Source organism: Streptomyces morookaense (assembly GCF_013030945.1).
Lineage (GTDB): Bacteria > Actinomycetota > Actinomycetes > Streptomycetales > Streptomycetaceae > Streptomyces > Streptomyces morookaensis.
The window spans coordinates 15,233-35,794 of sequence record NZ_JABBXF010000069.1 but is presented as its reverse complement, the minus strand read 5'-3'; the positions used below and the strand labels follow the sequence as shown (position 1 = coordinate 35,794).

Annotated in this window: 18 protein-coding genes and 1 pseudogene; 15 read left to right on the top strand and 4 right to left on the bottom strand. The window is 68.9% G+C overall.

Features of this window, described 5'->3' with window-relative positions:
* The first annotated feature begins 89 nt into the window (after positions 1 to 89).
* Together HG542_RS25755 and HG542_RS25750 are read left to right on the top strand one after the other, a co-directional pair.
* The gene (locus HG542_RS25755) at positions 90 to 797 is read left to right on the top strand and encodes a hypothetical protein (RefSeq protein ID WP_218039079.1); all 708 of its coding nucleotides are present in this window, start codon (positions 90 to 92) and stop codon (positions 795 to 797) included.
* Positions 798 to 859: 62 nt separating this feature from the next.
* Positions 860 to 1,030 (top strand): hydrophobic protein, encoded by a 171-nt coding sequence (locus HG542_RS25750; RefSeq protein ID WP_171085411.1) that lies wholly within the window; start codon positions 860 to 862, stop codon positions 1,028 to 1,030.
* 119 nt (positions 1,031 to 1,149) lie between these two features.
* Here HG542_RS25750 and gnd read toward each other — a convergent pair whose 3' ends face one another.
* Complete coding sequence (gene gnd / locus HG542_RS25745) at positions 1,150 to 2,610, bottom strand: NADP-dependent phosphogluconate dehydrogenase (protein ID WP_171085409.1); 1,461 nt, start codon at positions 2,608 to 2,610, stop codon at positions 1,150 to 1,152.
* A gap of 384 nt (positions 2,611 to 2,994) precedes the next feature.
* The gene (locus HG542_RS25740) at positions 2,995 to 4,965 is read right to left on the bottom strand and encodes a potassium transporter Kup (protein WP_171085407.1); all 1,971 of its coding nucleotides are present in this window, start codon (positions 4,963 to 4,965) and stop codon (positions 2,995 to 2,997) included.
* 513 nt (positions 4,966 to 5,478) lie between these two features.
* Here HG542_RS25740 and HG542_RS25735 point away from each other — a divergent pair.
* From HG542_RS25735 to HG542_RS25710, 7 genes and pseudogenes are all read left to right on the top strand, one after another.
* Complete coding sequence (locus tag HG542_RS25735; protein ID WP_373313056.1) at positions 5,479 to 7,827, top strand: molybdopterin cofactor-binding domain-containing protein; 2,349 nt, start codon at positions 5,479 to 5,481, stop codon at positions 7,825 to 7,827.
* A 12-nt stretch (positions 7,828 to 7,839) separates the two neighbouring features.
* On the top strand, positions 7,840 to 8,316 hold the full coding sequence (locus tag HG542_RS25730) for a (2Fe-2S)-binding protein (protein ID WP_109279306.1): 477 nt from the start codon (positions 7,840 to 7,842) through the stop codon (positions 8,314 to 8,316).
* A 337-nt stretch (positions 8,317 to 8,653) separates the two neighbouring features.
* On the top strand, positions 8,654 to 9,142 hold the full coding sequence (locus HG542_RS25725; protein ID WP_171085405.1) for a GNAT family N-acetyltransferase: 489 nt from the start codon (positions 8,654 to 8,656) through the stop codon (positions 9,140 to 9,142).
* A 481-nt stretch (positions 9,143 to 9,623) separates the two neighbouring features.
* On the top strand, positions 9,624 to 9,827 hold the full coding sequence (locus HG542_RS25720; protein WP_023586116.1) for a cold-shock protein: 204 nt from the start codon (positions 9,624 to 9,626) through the stop codon (positions 9,825 to 9,827).
* A gap of 280 nt (positions 9,828 to 10,107) precedes the next feature.
* Positions 10,108 to 10,333: pseudogene (locus HG542_RS35420) on the top strand (hypothetical protein); the annotation flags it as partial.
* Positions 10,334 to 11,231: 898 nt separating this feature from the next.
* Positions 11,232 to 11,570 (top strand): helix-turn-helix domain-containing protein, encoded by a 339-nt coding sequence (locus tag HG542_RS25715; protein WP_171085404.1) that lies wholly within the window; start codon positions 11,232 to 11,234, stop codon positions 11,568 to 11,570.
* 243 nt (positions 11,571 to 11,813) lie between these two features.
* The gene (locus HG542_RS25710; protein WP_030052720.1) at positions 11,814 to 12,017 is read left to right on the top strand and encodes a cold-shock protein; all 204 of its coding nucleotides are present in this window, start codon (positions 11,814 to 11,816) and stop codon (positions 12,015 to 12,017) included.
* A gap of 255 nt (positions 12,018 to 12,272) precedes the next feature.
* On the opposite strand, the gene HG542_RS25705 is transcribed toward HG542_RS25710, so the two are convergent.
* Positions 12,273 to 13,958, bottom strand: coding sequence for a ribonuclease J (locus HG542_RS25705; RefSeq protein WP_171085403.1), 1,686 nt, complete (start codon positions 13,956 to 13,958; stop codon positions 12,273 to 12,275).
* Between the two features lie 467 nt (positions 13,959 to 14,425).
* Here HG542_RS25705 and HG542_RS25700 point away from each other — a divergent pair, with 467 nt between their 5' ends.
* From HG542_RS25700 to HG542_RS35410, 4 genes are all read left to right on the top strand, one after another.
* Positions 14,426 to 14,644: a ferredoxin gene (locus tag HG542_RS25700; protein ID WP_171085402.1), complete on the top strand. Its 219-nt coding sequence runs from the start codon at positions 14,426 to 14,428 to the stop codon at positions 14,642 to 14,644.
* The gene (locus HG542_RS25695) at positions 14,641 to 16,044 is read left to right on the top strand and encodes an NAD(P)/FAD-dependent oxidoreductase (protein ID WP_171085401.1); all 1,404 of its coding nucleotides are present in this window, start codon (positions 14,641 to 14,643) and stop codon (positions 16,042 to 16,044) included. Before HG542_RS25700 ends, HG542_RS25695 begins: the two co-directional genes overlap by 4 nt.
* 60 nt (positions 16,045 to 16,104) lie before the next feature.
* Positions 16,105 to 17,373, top strand: a complete 1,269-nt coding sequence (locus tag HG542_RS25690) for a cytochrome P450 (RefSeq protein WP_171085399.1) — start codon at positions 16,105 to 16,107, stop codon at positions 17,371 to 17,373.
* Between the two features lie 129 nt (positions 17,374 to 17,502).
* Positions 17,503 to 17,757, top strand: coding sequence for an NAD(P)-binding domain-containing protein (locus tag HG542_RS35410; protein ID WP_229922503.1), 255 nt, complete (start codon positions 17,503 to 17,505; stop codon positions 17,755 to 17,757).
* Between the two features lie 105 nt (positions 17,758 to 17,862).
* Here the strand turns inward: HG542_RS35410 and HG542_RS25680 are convergent, their stop codons facing one another.
* Entirely contained in the window at positions 17,863 to 18,846 is a 984-nt protein-coding gene (locus HG542_RS25680; RefSeq protein ID WP_171085396.1) for an NAD(P)/FAD-dependent oxidoreductase, read from the bottom strand.
* A gap of 65 nt (positions 18,847 to 18,911) precedes the next feature.
* Here HG542_RS25680 and HG542_RS25675 point away from each other — a divergent pair, with 65 nt between their 5' ends.
* The gene (locus HG542_RS25675) at positions 18,912 to 19,493 is read left to right on the top strand and encodes a helix-turn-helix domain-containing protein (protein ID WP_171085394.1); all 582 of its coding nucleotides are present in this window, start codon (positions 18,912 to 18,914) and stop codon (positions 19,491 to 19,493) included.
* 189 nt (positions 19,494 to 19,682) lie between these two features.
* On the top strand, positions 19,683 to 20,504 hold the full coding sequence (locus tag HG542_RS25670) for a DUF1684 domain-containing protein (RefSeq protein WP_171085393.1): 822 nt from the start codon (positions 19,683 to 19,685) through the stop codon (positions 20,502 to 20,504).
* The last annotated feature ends 58 nt before the right edge of the window (positions 20,505 to 20,562 follow it).

Genomic DNA, 20,562 nt, shown 5'->3' with positions numbered 1-20,562 from the left:
GGGGCCATCCGCGAGCATGGACGGCGAACGGGAGTTGACGTGCGTGATGTGCGCGACGTTGACGTGCCCTCGACACGAAGGAGCCGGAGATGGAGACACCCCGGGCGCCACGGCGCCGCACCCTGCTGCGCATGATCGGCGCCGGCGGCGCCGTGGCGGCGACCGGCGCCATGGCGACGGCCTGCGGCGGCAAGAAGAAGAGTGCGGCGGCGGGCGAGACGGGCCGGGCTCCGGCCTCCGGCGACGACACCATCATGATCATCCGGCATGCGGAGAAGCCCAAGGAGAGCGGCAAGAAGCCGCCTTTCGGCATCACCGAGGACGGCGAGCAGAGCGTGCACGCGCTCACCGTCCGCGGCTGGCAGCGCGCGGGGGCGCTGACCGGCCTCTTCGCGCCGGACGGCGGCACACCGCTGCGCCAGGGCCTGGTGCGGCCGACCGCCGTCTACGCCGCCTCGCCGCACAACGGCGGGGGAGGCCTGCGGCCCAGCGAGACGGTCACGCCGCTGGCGGCGAAGCTCAAGCTGAAGCCCAACGTCGACCACCGCACGGACGACGAGGCGGCGCTGGCCGAGGAACTCGTCGGGCTGCACGGTGCCACCCTGGTGGCCTGGGAGCACCACCGGATCTCCGCCATCGTCAAGGGCCTGGGCACGGTACGGCCCGAGCCGCCGAAGGCCTGGCCGGACGACCGCTTCGACCTGGTCTGGGTCTTCACCCGCAAGGGCGGCGGGGACTGGTCCTTCACCCAGGTGCCCCAACTGCTCCTGGACGGAGACAGCCCGCACCCCGCCTGACCGAAAACCGGTTATCCGGCCCCGTAAAGGGAATATCCCTGCCGAGTAGAAAGGGGGCGGATATGGCCGTACTTGTCGTCGTCCTGCTGCTCGCCCTGATTCTGGGCGGTGCGGGATTTGCACTGCACGTGCTGTGGTGGCTCGCCATGGCCGTGCTGATCGTGTGGCTGCTGGGATTCCTTTTCCGCAGCGTGGGTTCCGGCGGGAAAAGGGGTCGGTGGTATCGCTGGTGACGCCATGAATTCCGATGGCGGGCCCGGCCGGATGGACGCCGCCCGTATTGCGTGTCGCATTCCGTCCCGCAATACGTGTCGCACTACGTGTCGCATTCCGGCCGGGCGTCCCGGCAGCCTCAGCCGGCCGCTTCCTCGTGGCGGTCGCCGGCCCACACGGTGTGGAACGAGCCCTCGCGGTCGGTGCGCCGGTAGGTGTGCGCCCCGAAGAAGTCACGCTGCCCCTGCGTCAGGGCGGCCGGCAGCCGCTCCGCCCGCAGCGCGTCGTAGTAGGCGAGGGCGGCAGAGAAGCCCGGCGTCGGCACGCCGTGGCGCACCGCGGTCGCGACGACCGCACGCCAGGCGTCCTGCGCCCGGCCGACCTCGTCCGCGAACTCCTTGTCCGCCAGCAGCGTGGGCAGCGCGGGGTCGGCGGCGAACGCGGTACGGATGCGGTCGAGGAAGGCGGCGCGGATGATGCACCCGCCCCGCCAGATGGCGGCTGTCGACCCGAGGTCGATGTCCCAGCCGTACTCGGCGCTCGCAGCGCTGATCATGTTCCAGCCCTGCGCGTAGGACACCACCTTCGAGGCGTAGAGCGCCTCCTCCACCTGCGCCGCGAACGCCTCCGCCGCGTCGGCGGACAATGGCTCGGCGCCGGGACCGGGCAGGGAGCGCGCGGCACGCCGCAGGTCGGTGTGCCCGGAGACGGACCGGGCGAAAACAGCCTCGGCGATACCGGAAACCGGAACCCCGAGGTCCAGCGCGGTCTGCACGGTCCACCGCCCGGTGCCCTTCTGCTCGGCCTCGTCGGCCACCACGTCGACGAACGGCTTCCCGGTGGCCGCATCGGTATGGGCGAGCACCTCGGCGGTGATCTCGATCAGGTAGGAGTCCAGCCGCCCGGTGTTCCAGCCACGGAAGATCTCGGCGATCCGGTCCGGCTCGTAACCGGCGACGGTGCGCAGCAGGTTGTAGGCCTCGGCGATGAGTTGCATATCGGCGTATTCGATGCCGTTGTGCACCATTTTGACGAAGTGCCCGGCGGCGTCGGGGCCGATGTGGGTGCAACAGGGGGTGCCGTCGGGGGCCTTGGCGGCGATGGACTCGAGGAGCGGTCCGAGCGACTTGTAGGATTCCGCCGACCCGCCGGGCATGATGCTGGGCCCGTTGAGGGCGCCTTCCTCGCCGCCGGAGATGCCGGTGCCGACGAAGTGGATGCCGAGTTCTCGGAGTTTCTTCTCGCGGCGGCGGGTGTCGAGGAAGTGGGCGTTGCCGCCGTCGATGATCATGTCCCCTTCGTCGAGGAGGGGCGCGAATTCGTCGATGACGGCGTCGGTGGGGTCGCCGGCCTTGACCATGATGATGAGGCGGCGGGGCTTTTGGAGTGCGGCGACGAATTCTTCGGGGGTCTCGGCTGGGACGAAGGTGCCTTCGTGGCCGTGTTCGTCAATGAGGGCCGTGGTGCGGGCCGTTGTGCGGTTGTGGACGGCGACGGTGTGGCCGTGGCGCGCGAAGTTGCGGGCGAGGTTGCTGCCCATGACGGCGAGTCCGGTGACGCCGATCTGGGCGGTGGCGGTGGTGACGGGTGTGCCGGGCATGTGGGTCGTGCTCCTGTCGCTCTGGTGTGGTGGCTAGGGATGACGATTTACATGTAGCAGCAATTATTGAAACTTTGAGCACCTTCCTCCGGGTGCCGGAGGGTGGTGTGATCATCGTTGCACGGGGAGCCGGACGGTGCCCGGGTGTTGGTGTGGGTCTGTCACCTTCCTCGTCCGGGTGAGCCTGTGCCTCCTCGGGTCCGATTGTGCGACTCGAATAAAAGTGGCGGAGAGTGATTGACGCTGTGGGGGGCGGGCGGTAGCCGTCGGCCCTGTCCACGGAAGTGGTGCACAGGTTCCCGCTGGTGCTGGGCGATTGCTGCGGCATGAGCCCGGGCCCAAGCGCGATGTCCGTCAGGAACCGCCCGTTGCCGATCCGGGTGCTTACACCTCGATGTGCGAGCCCATGATGACCGTGCGGTCGTGGGGGAGGCCGAAGTACTCGGCGGCGTCGGCCGTGATGTAGGAGGTGGCGATGAACAGCCGCTTGCGCCAAGGGGCCATTGTCGGTGCTTTTCCGCGCCGGAGGTCGATTTTCGACAGGAAGTAGGAGGCCTGGTCGATCTGCAGTTGTCCCTCCGTCCGGGACGGGGCGAGATTCGCCAGCGCGCCGGGTACGTCCGGCGTCTCCATGTAGCCGAACCGGGCGGTGACGTGGATGATCCCGTCGTCGGCGTAGCCGAGGTCGTCGACGACGATCCGCTGGTCGGCCGGGACGCGGGGCACGGGCTCGGTCTCGATGGACAGGATCACGACGTGGTCGTGCCGTACGTGGTTGTGCTCGACGTTGGCCCGCATGGCCAAGGGCGCGGTCTGCTTGCCCCGGTTGAGGAAGACGGCGGTGCCGGGGACCCGGAGCGTCGACGTCCTCCCACTGCGCAGGTCGTCGATGAACCCGCTCAGCGAGCCTTCGTGCCGCCCCCGCTCCGCGGTGACGAGTTCGCGGCCGCGCTGCCAGGTCGTCATGACCGTGAACGCGGTGAGTCCGATCAGCAGCGGCAGCCACGCGCCGTGAACGAGTTTGGTGAGGTTGGCCGCCACGAACAGCAGGTCCACGAGGAGCAGCACGGTCGCGCCGATGGCGATCAGCCACCCGGGCGTGCCCCATTTCGCACGGGCGATGCAGAAGAACAGCAGGGTGGTGATGGTGATGGTGCCGGTGACCGCCATGCCGAACGCGAAGGCCAGGGCCGTGGAGCTGCGGAAGGCGAAGACCAGGGTGATGACCGAGACCATCAGCAGCCAGTTGATCCAGGGTACGTAGATCTGGCCCATGGTGGACTCGGAGGTGTACGCGATCCGCAGCCTCGGCAGGTAGCCGAGCTGGGCGGCCTGCGAGGCGACCGAGTACGCGCCGGTGATCACCGCCTGGGATGCGATCACCGTCGCCGCCGTGGCCAGCAGGACCAGGGGCAGCCGTCCCCACTCGGGCACGAGGAGGAAGAAGGGGCTGCTGACGTTGTGCGGACCGGTGAGGATCAGCGCGCCTTGGCCGAAGTAGCTCAGGAGGCACGCCGGGAAGACGAGGAGCAGCCAGGCGCGGGTGATCGACCGGCGGCCGAAGTGCCCCATGTCGGCGTAGAGCGCCTCGGCGCCGGTGACCGCGAGCACGACCGCGGCCAGGGCGAAGAATGCGGTGCCGAAGTGGCCGGCCAGGAAGCCCAGGGCGTAGGTCGGCGACAGAGCCCTGAGGATCTGCGGGTGGTCGGCGATGCCGACGGCGCCGCACGCGCCGATGGCCACGAACCAGGCGATCATCACAGGCCCGAACACCCGGCCCACCGTTGCCGTGCCCCTGCGCTGCACCAGGAACAGCACCACGATGATCACGGCGGTGGCCGGCACGACAGCGCCTTCCAGTGACGGCTCGACGACCTTGAGCCCTTCCATCGCGGAGAGCACCGAGATCGCCGGGGTGATCATGCTGTCGCCGAGGAACAGCGATGCGCCGAAGATGCCCAGCGCGGCCAGTACGGCAGTGGTCCGTCGGCTCCGCTGTGAACCCAGCCGCCGCAGGAGGGTGATCAGCGCCATGATGCCGCCCTCGCCGTCGTTGTCGGCACGCATCGCCAGCAGCACATAGGTGCACTGGACGATGAGCACCACCGACCAGAAGACGAGGGACACCACCCCGTACACGTTCTGCTCGGTGACCGGGACGGGGTGCGGATCGCTCGGGTTGAACACCGTCTGCAGGGTGTAGATGGGGCTGGTCCCGATATCGCCGAACACCACGCCGAGAGCACCGATCACCAGCGCGAGGCGCGCTGTGTCGTGCACGCCCGGGTGGTGAGCCTCCGTCAGCGGCGGGGCAGAGCCGTCGTCGGGCGAATTCCCGCGCCGCCGATCGGCCATGGCAGTCCTCCTCTGCATGGCGCTGTCGTGTCGCCGACCTGGTGCATTGCCGCGGACGATACCGACCTCACAGCACAACAACCGGCAGGTGCACACCGTCATGCCTCGGATGGCGTCTGCCGATGGGCGGGTGCCCGGCCACCACGGCTGCCGGGGCAGGGCCGTGGTGGAATGGATCGCCGGGCCGGCCGCTCGGGGAAGACGGACGTACCGCCCCCTGGAGCGAGCAGGGGCACGTGACCGATAACGTCGGCAGTGAGAACCGGCCCCGGACGACGATGCCGAACACGCCCGACCAGGACCGGCCGGCGACCCGCGCGTGGCATGCATTGAAACGGTGTTACGGAGCGCTGTGCCAGCCCGCCTGCGTCTGCTGCGCTTGGCCGTCGGTCAACCGTTGCCCCGGCGGGCCAGGAGGGGGCCTGGCTCAGCAGAATCCCTCGCTTCTGTCGTGCGCATGCCTTCGCTACCATCCGGTAGGTCGATCAACCATGCTCCGTGAGAGGACAGATGATGGACGGTCACAATCGTCTGCCGCAGGAGCAGGACGAAGCCGCCCCGCACCCCCATGCCGGGGTCGGCCGCCGCAGGTTCCTCGGCTATCTCCTGGCGGCGCCGACTCTCGCCGTCGCCGTTCAGCTGGGCGAAGCGGCGGCCGGCACCGCGCCGGCGCACGCCGCGCCGGCCTCGCTCCCCGAGCTGACCAGGTTGTTCGACTTCAACGACATGCTCACGGATGCGGCGCTGCCGACGTCCGGCCTCATCACCATCCAGGTACACGCCGACGGCACGGCCTCGTTCGCCCTGCCGCGTGCCGAGGTGGGTCAGGGGATCACCACATCCACCGCGATGCTGATCGCCGAGGAACTGGATCTGCCACTGGAGAAGATCCGCGTCACCCTCGCCGACGCGCGCCCCGAACTGCTCTTCAACCAGCTCACCGGCGGCTCCAACGCCACCATCTCCACCTACACTCCGGTCCGTGTCGCCGCCGCGATCGCCAGACAGCGCCTCTTGGAGGTCGCGGCCGAAGTGCTGGACGCCGAGATATCCACGCTGACCGTCAGGGCCGGTGTGGTCACCGCCCCCAACGGCCGGAGCGCGGCATACGGTTCGCTCGCGGAGAAGGCCGCGAGCCTGAAGACCGTACGGGTCGCCACGGACCTCAAACCCCGCTCCGCCTTCTCGGTCATCGGCACCCCGCGCAACCGGGTCGATGCGCTGGCGAGCGTGACCGGCCGCAAGCAGTTCGCCATGGACCTGCAGGTGCCGGGCGCATTCCCGGCCATGGTGTGCCGGCCGCCCACGGTCAACGGCACCGTGCGGTCCGTACAGAACGTCGACGCGGTACGGGCGATGCCAGGCGTCACCGATGTCGCGGTCATCTCCACGGGCGTGGCGGTACGTGCACGGACCTTCGGCCAGTGCATCGACGCGGTACGCGCGCTCAAGGTGGCCTGGGGACCCGGGACGGCGGAAGGGGAATCCGACGAAACGGTTCTGCGCGAGCTGAAGGCGGCGGAAGTCCCCCTGGCGGTACCGCCGTTGCATGTGCTGGCCAAGACTGTCGAGGCCACCTTCACCTTCCATTTCGCCAGCAACAGCGCGTTGGAGCCCAACTGCGCCGTGGCCGATGTACGGCAGGACCGGGCCGAGATCTGGGCATCCCTGAAGTCACCGATCGTCGCCAAGGAGAAGATCGCGGCGAAGCTGGGGCTGCTGCCGAGTGCGGTCACGGTGCATGTCACGGAGGGCGGCGGCTCGTTCGGCCGCAAGCTGTTCTTCGACGCCGCCCTCGAAGCCGCCGAGATCTCCCGGGCGATGGGCAAGCCGGTCAAGCTCATGTGGCACCGAACCGACGAGTTCCGCCAGGGGCGTACGCACCCGATGGCCACCTCTCGCATACGGGCCACGCATGCGCTGGGCAAGGTGCTCACCTATGAACAGCGGCACACCTCCGTGTCCACCGACTTCGGCCACGGCCTCGGGGAGATCATCACCGCGTCGGCCGCCAGGCTGCCGGTCGGCGATCTCGCCTTCTCCGAGACCATTTTCACGCTCACCCAGCAGACGCCCTACGACCTCGGCCTCCACACCCATTTCCTCAACGAGGTGGACAAGGGCTTCAACACCGGCAGCATGCGTGGCATCTACTCGCCCAATGTCCGGTGCGCGCAGGAACTCGTTCTCGACCGGCTCGCGGACGAGATGGGCAAGGACCGCCTCGGCCTTCGCCGGCAGCTCATCAAGGACGACCGGGCCAGGGCCGTCCTGGACAAGGTCGCGGAACTGGGCGGCTGGGGTCGGGAGTTGCCGAGCGGCATGGCGCAGGGCATCGCCGTACACCCCGAGTACCACGGAGTCGTCGCCGTACTCGCCGAGATCGACTGCCGCCCGCAGACCACCGGGCGGCATGTTCCCGACGCCTGCACCGGACCGCGCGTCACCAGGGTCGTCTGCGCCGTCGACGTCGGCCTCGCCATCAATCCGAAGGGCCTTGAGGCCCAGATGATGGGCGGCATCATGGACGGCATCGCCATCACCCTCACCTCGGGTCTGCACCTCAAGGACGGTGCGTTCCTGGAGGGCAGCTGGGACAACTACTTCTACACCCGTCAGTGGAACACCCCACCCGAGCTGGACATCGTGGTCATGCCCCCGAGCAGTGAAAAGCCCGGCGGTGCGGGGGAGTTGGCGGTCGGTGCCGCCGCTGCCGCGGTCGCCTGCGCCTACGGCGCGGCCACCGGCACCATGCCGACGACGTTTCCCGTCAACCACTCCGGCCCGCTCGGCTTCGAGCCGCTGCCGACCGTCCCTCCGATCCCGCAATCGCCGACCGACGGCCTGGACCGCGCCTACTAGAAACGAGCGACCGTGCCCGAACACACCTTCATCCTCAATGGCAAGCCCGTCACGGTGGACGTCGAGGACGATGTGCGGCTGCTGTGGGTGCTGCGCGACGTCCTGGGTGTCACCGGGCCGAAGTACGGTTGCGGACTCGGCGTCTGCCAGGCGTGCACCAGCCACATCAACGGCAAGGCGTTCAACCCCTGTTCCGTGCCGGTCAAGAGCATCCGGCCGGACGACGAGATCACCACCATCGAGGGGCTGCCCGCCACCGTCGGCAAGGACCTGCACCCCATGCAGGAGGCATGGCTGGAGCACGACGTCGCCCAATGCGGCTACTGCCAGCCCGGCCAGATCATGGCCGCGGTCGCCAAGGTCAAACAGGCCCGCGCCACCGGGCGTGAGATCACCGAGGCCGACCTGGACGAGATCCGCAACGTCTGCCGCTGCGGCACCTACCACCGCATCCGCGAGGCCATCATGGCGGGGGCACAGCACTTCTAGCCCGGCGAAGGCAGAACCGCCCGCGGCCGGTCCCATGGCCGGATGCCGCCGGCCGCGATCGGTTTACGGCCAAGGCGCGGGCGGATCGAGGAAGTCGCCGAGGCTCGGGGCAGCTGAGGTTCAGCCGGGAGGCTTCCGAGTGGGTGATGTCTCGCCTGGTGTCGGATCCTCCGCAGTGGTTCGGGCGTCCAGCTGCTGCTGGCGGGCGACCTGTTCCGGCGGCAGTGACGTGGTCGGTCGGGGCCAGGGCGAGCGGTGCCCGGGAGCGGTGCGGGAACGCTGCCCGAGCAGCAGACCCGCTGCACGGAGGCACTCTCCGGTGCGAAATACTCTCCCGATGACCTCACGCACGTCCCCGACCAACCGGCCGGTCACCATACGGAGGGCCGTCGCGCGGGATGCCAAACGGCTCACGCGGCTCGTGCGTGGCTCAGGCGCCTACGAGGGCAAGTACGCAGCCGCAGTCGCAGGCTACCGAGTCGGCCCTGATTACATCGAGGCCCACCGCACCTTCGTAGCCGTCGGCGCCGACGAGCACGCAGACCGGGTCCTCGGGTTCTACTCGCTCGTCCTCGCTCCACCGGAGCTCGACCTGTTGTTCGTCGCCGACGAAGCACAAGGACGGGGCATCGGACGACTGCTCGTCGCGCACATGCAGTCCGAGGCCCGTGCCGCCGGGCTCGACCGCGTCAAGGTCGTGTCGCATCGTCCCGCCGAGGACTTCTACCGCCGCGCCGGTGCAGTGCGGACCGGGACCGCACTCGCGAACCCGCCCGCCGTGCCGTGGGACCGGCCCGAATTCGAGTTCCACATTCCTTCGGAATGACGCGGTGTGCCGGTTCGCAGGGCACCGGGTTCGCCCGCATGGCGCGCTCCGTGTGTGCCGTCGTCTCTGCCGTCGTCTCTGCCCTGGTGGGCGACCGCCTGCGTCGGCGGCATCTCCCACAGCGGTGTACGTCGTCGCCCCCCTGGCGGTCAGGGTTGCACCTTGTGGGACTGCTCCTCCTGAAAGCAGCACTCCGAGTGGGTCAATATCTGTGCTTGCGAAGTGAGACTTTGACGGACCGGGTGGTGAGAGTTTTTGTCGCACTGAGTGGAGTGGAATTACGTAATGTGCGCGGGACGTTCCGGCGTGCTACTGTCGATCTCGGTTGCAGTTGTGGTTCCCAAAACTTCAAGTGCCCCACCGGTTCTGTCGGTTGGAGGCACTTCTGTATTTCCGGTCATTTCCGGACGGGGTAATCATTGCGGCGACACGGCGTTCGCGCAGTGCGGATCCCGATGTACTGCCCCGAAGGAGATATGACATGGCTGCTGGCACCGTGAAGTGGTTCAACGCGGAAAAGGGCTTCGGCTTCATCGAGCAGGACGGTGGCGGTGCCGACGTGTTCGCCCACTACTCGAACATTGCCGCGCAGGGCTTCCGTGAGCTCCTCGAAGGCCAGAAGGTGACCTTCGACATCGCGCAGGGCCAGAAGGGCCCGACGGCCGAGAACATCGTTCCGGCCTGACGCTGACGCGCATTTTGCAGCTGGGGCCCGCATCCTTCGGGGTGCGGGCCCCAGCTGCACGCATCTCCCGCAGTGATTCAACTGCGGGCGACTCGGGGAATTGGCGGTATCGTCACGCACGGATTTTGCTACCGATCCATGCCTGTAATTCTCGACGCCGCTCATTGCTGCGGGAATTCCTTGATCTGCGCCACATCGAGGAAGGTTCCGCACGAACCGCACACGCACGAACGACCGCTCCCGTCACGGCAGTGCCGACGCCGGAAAGGGCAGCAGCCGCATGGGCTCACAGGCATCGCGCCGTTCCGGCGGCCCCGCCCGTTCCGGCGGTTACGGCTGCCGGCCAGCCGCAGTGCAAGGTGAGTTCGTGCCTTCGGCCTCGCCCTGCTCGCCCGTACCGCTGGGCAGCGTGCTGAACCCTGCCAGCCGCTGGGGCTGATCCTCGTACCGACGCGTGAGCCGGCGCGGCAGGTGACCGACCGCTCGCACCGTACGCCCGTTCCGTGCCCTGCGCGTGCCTGCTCAACCCCCTGTGCCCGCCCCTCCACCCGCCAACCCCGCAGGGCCACAGTGCTTGCGCGAGCGCGGGAGGGACCCGGGACGAGGAGGCAGATCCTCGCCAAGGCGCTGAGGCGGCAGCAGGAGCGTCGCCCCGCGGATCGCCGCACCCGCGTGCACGCTTCCACGAGCTGCCCGATCATCCCGGGATCGTCGAGGGCGGCGCCGACCCTCGTGCCCGCGCGGCGGTGGGTCACTGTGGGCGCCGGACTGGGCCTCGGAGCTGCTCGAACCGCCCCTGGACCGGTCGAGGCGGATTACCTTGTCTTCGAGCATGCGGAAATCTATGCCAGCCGGAGTAGAAATTTGGTGGCGGCGTGGTTATGGTTTCTCTTGTAGCCGAGATCGGGCGATGCTCGGCAGAAGTGAACTGCCGGGTAGCAGTACAGCAGTTGCAGTTCGCAGGACGGTTCGGTGGTGGAGTTCCGAAGCCAGAGCGGTTGCAGGGCGGTGACGGGACTGACGACCGGACCGGGTGGCCCGCAGTGATCAGGGGCCGCCATGAGCAGTGCCGCAGTGGCAGTACCCGTAAGTGCAAGTTCGCAGTACCCAGCAGTCCGACGGTTTTCGTCGGCGAGTAGTTGATCAAGAGGGAAGGACGGAGGAGCCGAGCGCCATCAGGATCGCCCGGGTGGAGTCCAGGACCCGGGTACCGCAGGACATCGATAGTGAGGTGGTCTCCGGTCGAGCAACCGCGATCCCCGCGCCCCCGACAGCGTCTCGGTCGGGTCCGCGGAAACAGAGGGCCGGTCCAGTGTCAGGGCCGGCAGATGGTGTAGTAGTTCCTTCGGGGCCCTGGTGCCAGACGGCGCCAGGGCCCCTCGACGCGTTCCACAGAGAGGTGCAATGACAGCAGATGACACGTTCGGCCGTCTCGACGACGACGATTACCCCGCCTACACCATGGGCCGGGCGGCCGAGATGGTCGGTACCACCCCCGCCTTCCTCCGCGCCCTCGGCGAAGCCCGCCTGATCACCCCCCTGCGCTCCGAAGGCGGCCACCGCCGCTACTCCCGCTACCAGCTGCGCATCGCCGCCCGCGCCCGGGAACTCGTCGATCGGGGCACCCCCATCGAGGCCGCCTGCCGGATCGTCATCCTCGAAGACCAGCTCGAGGAGGCCCAGCGCATCAACGCCGAATATCGCCGCGCCGCCGAATCGGCGAACCCGACGGCAGCAGAATGAGATGAGCATGCCCGTCAGCGCCGGCGGGCATCGCACGCACGGTCTCGGTGTGCGGAGTGATCTTTTCCTATGGTGACGCGGCGTGTGGGCGTGTAACGTCTGTGTCAGCTGTCGTGGTTCGGAATTCCCTCTTGCCCACGCCTCCGGTGTGGGCGTTTTGCTGTGCTGTGCCGCAGGGACCAGGGCGATCACCTCTGTCTGCCACGTGGGGTGGGAGGCGTTCATCGACTGGAAGGCATGACCATGGCTACGGGAACTGTGAAGTGGTTCAACGCGGAGAAGGGCTTCGGCTTCATCGCCCAGGACGGCGGCGGCCCGGATGTCTTCGCGCACTACTCCGCGATCAACTCCACGGGCTTTCGTGAGCTCCAGGAGGGCCAGGCCGTGACGTTCGACGTCACCCAGGGTCAGAAGGGCCCGCAGGCCGAGAACATCAACCTGGCCTGACCTCGCGGACCTGCCCGAGGGATCGCGTACGCCGCGTCCGGTGGTCGCCGCCCGTGCGGGCCCTGCCGCCCACCTGGACGAAGTCGCCTGATCTCGTGCCGGGCCGGCTCAAGATCAGGGGCCGCGCAGCCATTGCTGCGCGGCCCCTGGTGGTCGACGGGCACGCGAGCCGCATGTCCTGCGCGGCTACCGTGCAGCTGAACTGCGGGTTTCCGATGACTCATTGCAACGGGAACCGTGGTGCCGGGCTGTGGCTCAGGCGTCGACGATGACGGGGATGATGAGGGGCTTGCGGCGGTGGGTGCGGAACGCCCAGTTCGCCACGGCGCGGGCGACGAGTTGTTCGAGTTGGCGCGCGTCCCCGACGCCCTCCTGGGCCGCGGTGGCCAGGGTCTTCTCGATGACGGGGATGACCGGCTCGAAGGTGGCATCGTCGTGGACGAAGCCGCGGGCCAGGAAGTCGGGAGCCTCGGCGAGGGCGCCGGTGTCCGCGTCGACGATCGCCACTACCGTGACCACGCCTTCGGCGGCGAGGGTGAGGCGGTCCTTGAGGGACGCTTCGGTGGCGCCGCCGACTTCCATGCCGTCCACGTAGACGTTGCCGGCGGGGACCTTGCCGGTGATGGATGCGCGTCCGTCGACCAGGTCGACGACGACGCCGTCCTCGGCGAGGACGACCCGGTCGGGGGCGACACCGGTACGGATGGCGAGGTCGGCGTTGGCCCGCAGGTGGCGCCATTCGCCGTGCACGGGCATGACGTTGCGGGGTTTGACGATGTTGTAGCAGTAGACGAGTTCGCCGGCGCTGGCGTGCCCGGAGACGTGCACCTTGGCGTTGCCCTTGTGGACCACGTGGGCGCCCCACCGGGTGAGTCCGTTGATCACCCGGTAGATGGCGTTCTCGTTGCCGGGGATGAGGGAGCTGGCGAGCAGGACGGTGTCGCCCTTGCCGATGCGGATCATGTGGTCGCGGTTGGCCATCCGTGACAGCGCGGCCATCGGTTCGCCCTGGGAGCCGGTGCACACCAGAGTGATCTGGTGGTCCGGGAGCTTCTCCAGCTCCTTCGTGCTCACGACCAGACCGGAGGGGACCTTCAGATAGCCCAGGTCACGGGCGATGCCCATGTTGCGGACCATCGACCGGCCGACGAAGGCGACCTTGCGGCCGTGCTGGTGGGCGGCGTCCAGGACCTGCTGGATGCGGTGCACGTGGCTGGCGAAGCTGGAGACGATGACCCGGCGCGGCGCGGTGCGCATCACCTGCTCGATCGCCGGGTTCAGCTCTCGCTCGGAGGTGGTGAAACCGGGTACTTCGGCGTTGGTGGAGTCGGTGAGGAACAGGTCCACGCCCTCCTCGCCGAGGCGGGCGAAGGCACGCAGATCGGTGATGCGGTCGTCGAGAGGGAACTGGTCCATCTTGAAGTCGCCGGTGTGCAGCACCATCCCGGCCCGGGTGCGGAGAGCGACCGCGAGGCTGTCGGGGATGGAGTGGTTCACCGCCACGAACTCGCAGTCGAAGGGCCCGAAGCCACGCCGGTCGCCCTCCCGCACCCGCACCGGGCGCGGCCGGATTCCGTGTTCCTTGAGCTTGGCCTCCAGGAACGCCAGCGTCAGCTTGGAGCCGACCACGGGAATGTCGGACCGCTCGCGCAGCAGGTACGGCACGCCGCCGATGTGGTCCTCGTGGCCGTGGGTGAGGACCACGGCCACGATGTCGTCCAGCCGGTCCCGGATCGAGGTGAAGTCCGGCAGGATCACGTCCACGCCGGGCTGGGTCTCCTCGGGGAACAGCACGCCGCAGTCGACGATGAGCAGCTTGCCCGCGTGCTCGAAGACGGTCATGTTGCGGCCGATCTCACCCAGGCCGCCCAGGGCGATGACCCGCAGCCCTCCTTCGGGAAGGGGTGGGGCGGCTTTCAGCTCGGGGTGCGGATGACTCATACCCTGACGGTACCCGGCGCTCAGGTCGGCGCCCGTCTCATCTGTCCGCTGCCCCGGCCCCAAGCCAGGAGGACAACCGCAGCCGCAGCGACCGCAGCAGCCGCGGCGTGTGTCGGGGTGGCGTCGCGCGTCGGGGGTGACCGACGTGCTGGGCCTCGAACGGCAGTTTGCGATCGTCGGAAGGCGGTGCAAGCATTTTTCCAGGGGGCGCAACGGCCGGGCCGAGCCTTGAATGCCGGCGCCATGGGAGGGGGCGCGCCCTTCGCGCTGCGACACTCCGACAGACGTCACCCGTGAAGCGGTATCGCAGCGAATAAGACCGGACCTGCTCAGCCGGGGTTCCGGGCTGACGGGTGGAACACCCGCGGTCGGCTCACCTGGCAGACGGCCTGAACCCCGCCACAGCCGCATGACCGTGTCGGTGGTCGCCGCCGTGGAGCGGTCGGCAGAGCGGAAGGAGTCTGCCCATGCGGATCGTCGTGGACTTGAATCGCTGCCAGGGATACGCACAGTGCGTGTATCTGGCGCACGAGGTCTTCAGGTTGAACGGTCAGGAGGCGCTCACCTATGAGCCGAACCCTGATGACCAGCGGCGCCTGCAGGTCGAGCGAGCCGCTGCGGCGTGCCCGGTGCAGGCGATCGTGATCGACCGCCTGAACGGCGAGGAGCGGGGCCAGACATCATGACCTTGCGGGCAACGGTCGCGGAGCTGGTGCGCGAGTTCCGGGCCAGCGGCCGGATCGTCATCGTGGGTGCTTCTCTGGCCGGGCTGCGGGCCGCGGAGACTCTGCGCGAGGAGGGCTTCACCGGTTCTCTGACCATCGTCGGGGACGAGCCGTACGAGCCGTACGACCGTCCGCCGCTGTCCAAGCAGGTGCTCAAGGGCTGGGTGCCGGCCGACCACACCAAGTTGCCCCGCATGCGGGAAGTGGATGCCGACTGGCGACTCGGGGTGGCTGCCGTCGGGCTGGATCGGGCCGCCAAGCAGGTGCGCCTGGCCGACGGTGAGCAGGTCCCGTACGACCGGTTGCTGATCGCCACGGGCACCCGCGCGCGGCAGTGGCCCAACCAGGCCGAGGCCGCCCTGCAGGGGGTCCACACGATCCGCTCGCGCGATGATGCCGCGCAGTTGCAAAAGGAGCTGGCCGAGCCGCCGTCGCGGGTGTTGGTCATCGGCGCCGGGTTCATCGGCTCGGAAGTGTCCTCCGTCTGCCGGGAACTGGACATCCCGGTGACCGTCGTCGAGCGGGGTTCGGCGCCGCTGGTCGGCGCGCTCGGCGGGGTGATCGGGGAGATCGCCGCGCAGCTGCAGCGCGATCACGGCGTGGACCTGCGCTGCGGGCTGGGCGTGTCGTCGCTGGAGGGCGACTCCGGCGGGCACGTGCGGCGTGCTCGGCTTTCGGACGGTTCGACCGTCGACGCCGATGTGGTGGTGACTTCGCTGGGGTCGATCCGCAACGTGGAATGGCTGGAGGGCTCCGGATTGGCGGCCGGTTTCTGGGGCGTCGGATGCGACGCCGGCGGACGGGCCTTCGACATCAACGGCGTGGTAACCGACAGCATCTTCGTGGCAGGGGATGTGGCACGTGCGCCGCATGTGCTCTACGAGTATCAGTTCCTGGCGATGGAGCACTGGGACAACGCGGTGCTCGGCGCGGAGGCCGCGGCCCACAACATGGTGAACCTCGAACCCCACTACCGCCCGCATCTGCTGCTGCCCGGCTTCTGGTCCGGTCAGTTCGGCGTGAACATCAAGTCCGTCGGCGTGCCGCCTTTCGGCGACGAGATCGTCTTCACCCAGGGATCCGTCGAGGAACACCGCTTCGCCGCCGCCTACGGTCACCGGGGCCGCATCGTCGCGGCCGTCACCTTCGATCACGGCAAGTGGCTGGAGTACTACGGGAAGTTGATCGAGCAGTCCGGTCCGTTCCCGCCTCCGCCGCCGGGCTGGGACCAGCCGCCCGACATGAAGCCGATGCCGGCCGAGTTCCCGGACCCGAGGGTCCCGACGGCGATCCCCGACGTCGTCCTGACCGGACACGCCCCGAGCGAGCGTACGGCCGAGTTCCGGCCGCGACATCGCTGACCCGACCGCCGACCGGGCGGATGGGCGGACAGCACCGACAGGAAGAAGGAGGGGAGCCTCGTGGTCGAGGAAACCCCCTGGCAGCAGGCCCTGCGCTACGCCAACCGCGCCAACCCGTACCCGTTCTACGAGGAACTGCGCAAGACACCGGTGGCGCGGCAACCGGACGGCACCTATGTCGTCAGCACCTACCGGGAGATCGTCGCGCTGCTCCACGACCCCCGGGTCAGTTCGGACCCGAGGAAGTGTCCGGTCCCGGTCGCGGCCCGTACGGAGGACTCGGGGGAACCGGCGGCCGAGCCGATCAGAGAGGCGCTGACCGAGCCGAACATCATCACCTGCGATCCACCCGAGCACGACCGGGACCGCCGGACGATGATGCCGCACTTCGTCGGCCCGCCCCAGGCGCCTCACCTGATCTCCGACTTGGAACCCGACATCCGCCGCCTCGTGGACGGCCTCCTGGACGACATGAGGGGCAAGACCCGGATCGACGCCGTCGACGACTTCGCCTACCCCCTGCCGGTGACGGTGATCTGCAAGGTCCTGGGCGTGCCGCTGGAGGACGAGCCACGCTTCCACCACTGGATCGAAACGGCCCTGGACGCCCTGGACTTCGGGCCCGAAGCCGCCTCCGAGGAGATCCGGAGCCGACTGGCCGGGGCCCGGCAGGCCGTGCAGGACTTCGGACAGTTCGCAGCCGAGCTGCTCGACCGGTACGCCGACCAGCCCGGCCCGGGCATGCTCTCCGCCTTGGTCAACGAGGACGGCCCGGAAGGACGGATGTCCAAGGGCGTCCTCGCGAGCAACGCCCTGCTCCTGATCTTCGCGGGACACGAAACCACGGTCAACCTGATCGCCCACAGCGTCCTCACCCTGCTGCGCCACCCCGACGCGCTGGAACAGCTGCGCCGCCGGCCGGAGTTGATCGTGTCCGCGGTGGAGGAACTGTTGCGCTTCGAGTCGTCGGTGCAGTTCTGGCACACCCGCTCCGCCCTGGAAGACATCGACATCGCCGGCACCACCATCCCCAAGGGAGCACCGATCTTCCTGGTGTACGGCTCGGCGAACCGCGATCCGGAACGGTTCACCGACCCCGATGAACTCGATCTCGAGCGCCGCGACAACCAGCACCTCGGCTTCAGCCAGGGCATCCACTTCTGCTTCGGCGCCCCGCTCGCGCGGCTGGAAGTCCAGGTCGCGGTCGGCGAGTTCGTCCGCCGGGTGGAGAACCCCCGGCTCGTCGAGGACCCGCCGCCGTACCGGCACAACCAGATCTTCCGCGGACCGCGGCACGTCCTGGTCGACATCGACGGTGTCCGCGACTGAGCGTGTGTGGGCGACGGGTCGCAATGCGGGCGTTTCAACTGGTCGGATGGCAGCAGTCGCCGGAGCTGCGCGAGGTGCCGGTTCCCGAGCCCGGACCGGGGCAGGTGCTGGTGAAGGTCGCGGGTGCCGGTGCGTGCCACTCCGACCTGCACATCATGGAGGCACCCGGGCCACCACCCGGGCTCGTCACCGAACTGCCCTCCACCCTCGGGGCGCCGCGGTGTCGGCCGCGTCGGCACCAACCTCGCCACGACCGGACACCACGTCACCCTCGGCCTCCGTAACCCGGAGAAGGAGACCGCAACACCCGCCGAAGGCACGGGCCCCCGCATCTCCTTCGCCGACCAGCGCACCACCGCCCGCACCGCGGACATCGTGACGTAGGTCGGTGAGGCGGTCCAGGGCGCTGTCGCCGGGTGTCGCGTTGATCACCGGGGCCGGCTGGGAAGTTGCCTGCGACTTCGCTCGCGCGGCGTTGTGTCGCGGCGTTCACCGTGCCAGAACGGCGCGTGCGGCGTCGTCCGCGGTCAGGTCGGCGTTGAGCGCGGCGGCTGCCGTGACACCGGATGCCGCGGACTGCATGACGCCTGCGGTCACATCGAGCACGTTGCCGGCGACCCACACGCCGGGGACACCGGTGAAGCCGCTCAGGTCGGCCTCGGCCTGACGGCCGATGCCGAGCGGGTGCTCGACTGCCTTGACGCCCAGGGGGTCGAGCAGTTCGTGCCGGAACTCGAACCGCGGGCCGATGACAATGACCTCGCGTGGTCGGACCTCGCCCGAGGCGAGCCGGATGCCGACGACGCGGTCGTCGTCGACCTCGACCGCAGCCACCTCGCCCGGCACGACCGTGACGCCGCGGGCCGCGAGCCGGGCCTGTTCCTCTTCGGTGGGCTCGGGCGCGGTGTGCTGGAACAGCACCACGTCCTCGCTCCACTGGCGCCACATCAGTGCCTGCGCCGCCGCGCCGGGTCCGGTGCCGAGGACGGCGAGGGCGCGGTCGCGGTACTCCCAGCCGAAGCAGTAGGGGCAGTGGACGACGTCGCGTCCCCACCGGTCGTGCAGGCCGGGGATGCGCGGATACCGGTCCACCAGTCCTGTGGTCACGAGCGCCCTCCGCGCCAGGTGGCTGGTGCCTTCCCCGGTGGTGAGGCGAAAGCGGCCGTCGTCGAGCCGCGCGATGGTCTCGACGGTGCCCTCGATGACCCGCCCGCCGTAGCCGCGCACCTCCTGCCGCCCCAGCCTGAGCAGTTCCAGCGGAGGTGTGCCGTCGCGGGTCAGGTAACCGTGCGAGTGAGCGGCCGGCGCGTTGCGCGGGTGGCCCGCGTCGATGACGAGGACCGAGCGACGCGCGCGGCCGAGGGTCAGAGCGGCCCCGAGGCCGGCCAGTCCGCCGCCCACCACGACGACATCGACGCACTCTGCGGCGTTGCCCGGTCCGGGTGCGGCTTCGGCTTCTGCTGGTGTAGTCATGTGCCCACTGTGCGGCGGCCCGGCAGAGAGCGGAATAAACTTTGCGGAAAGCGCAAGCTTGCTCCATGACCCATGAGCTGAGTGCCGTCCTCGACGCGGTCGGGCCACGGCTGCGCGCCATCCGCAAGCAGCGCGGATCCACGCTGGAGCAGCTCGCGGAGCTGACGGGCATGTCCGTCAGCACGCTGTCCCGTATCGAATCGGGCCGGCGGCGTCCGACGCTGGACGTCCTGCTCCCTCTCGCGCAGGCGTACCGGATGCCGCTCGACGAACTGGTCGGTGCTCCGGCAACGGGTGATCCCCGCATCCGCCCGCAACCGGTGAACCGTGACGGTGTGGTGTGGGTGCCCCTCTCCCGTGGCACGGACGGTCTCAACGTGTTCAAACAGGTCCTGCCAGTGCCCGCGCAGACCCCCGAGCGGCTCGACCAGCAGGTGCACGAGGGCTACGAGTGGCTCTATGTCATCGCCGGCAAGCTGCGGCTCGCTCTGGGGGACAAGGATTTCCTCCTGAGTGCCGGTGAGGCCGCCGAGTTCGACACCCGGGTGCCGCACGCCATCGCGAACGCCGGCCACCGGCCCCTCGAACTGCTCATCATCTTCGGCCGGCAAGGCGAGCGGATGCATCTGCGCGCTCGCACGAAGTGACCCGGCCCCAGACCAGCCGCGTCCCGCCACGTACGCCCTCGCGCCGGAACTCGGTTTCGTCCACAAGCCGGCGCTAGGCGCGTTTGCCTTTCTCGCAAGTTCCTTTGCCCATGCTGCCCGGATCCCAGCACGGTAGGTCCACCCGAACCGCACCGACGAGAGAACCGACAAGAAAGCGGGCACCGCACCATGACACTCGGTCAGGACATCACGGGCATCAACGGCGAGCAGTTCACGCAGGACTGGAAGGCATGGCGGACTGGATGGGAGCAGTGGCTCATCGCACCGCACGGCTGGCTGTCGGCGCGATCGCTGCACTGGCTGGATGACACCCCCCGCCGCTACCCCGGACTTCCGGGCCTGTGGTCCCAGGACCACGACGAGGTCGTCATCGACCCGGAAGAGACGACGATGGCATTCGACGGCGACAGCTTCACCACCATGAGGCGGCTCGCGCCGGCCGGCGCTCGCGACGACCAGCGGGTGGCGGCAGGCGAGTTGGAGATCGGCATCACCTACCGAGGGACCTACATGATCGTGGTTTACGACCCGGACGCGTCGACGCGACTGAACTTCCGCGGCGTCCCCGTCTTCGAGCCGAACCCCGAGTGGGTACTCACCGGCCACTACGAACCGTACAAGTCGTCCGGCCAGATCGAACTCGATTCCGTCGATCCGGGACTGAGCCGGCACACATACGACTCCCCCGGACTTGTACACGTCCAGCACGATCGACACACGTACACCCTGCAGATGCTGCGCTCCCACGGGAGGCTCAACACCGTGTTCGCCGACGACACCAGTGGCGTCACCACCTACAGCGCGGGCCGCTCGCTGGAGATCGGCGAGGTGGGCAAGGACGGACAGGTGCACCTGGACTTCAACCGGGCGGTGAACCTGCCGTGCGCGTTCAGCGACAACTTCCCGATCTGCCCCGTCCCACCACCGGGCAACCGACTGCCCTTCGCCATCAAGGCAGGAGAACGGACGCCACGGGAGAAGACCGGCTGACCGCCGCAGTCGCCTGACGGCAGCCCGCCAGTTCTCCAGTTCTCCGGTTCAGGCGTTG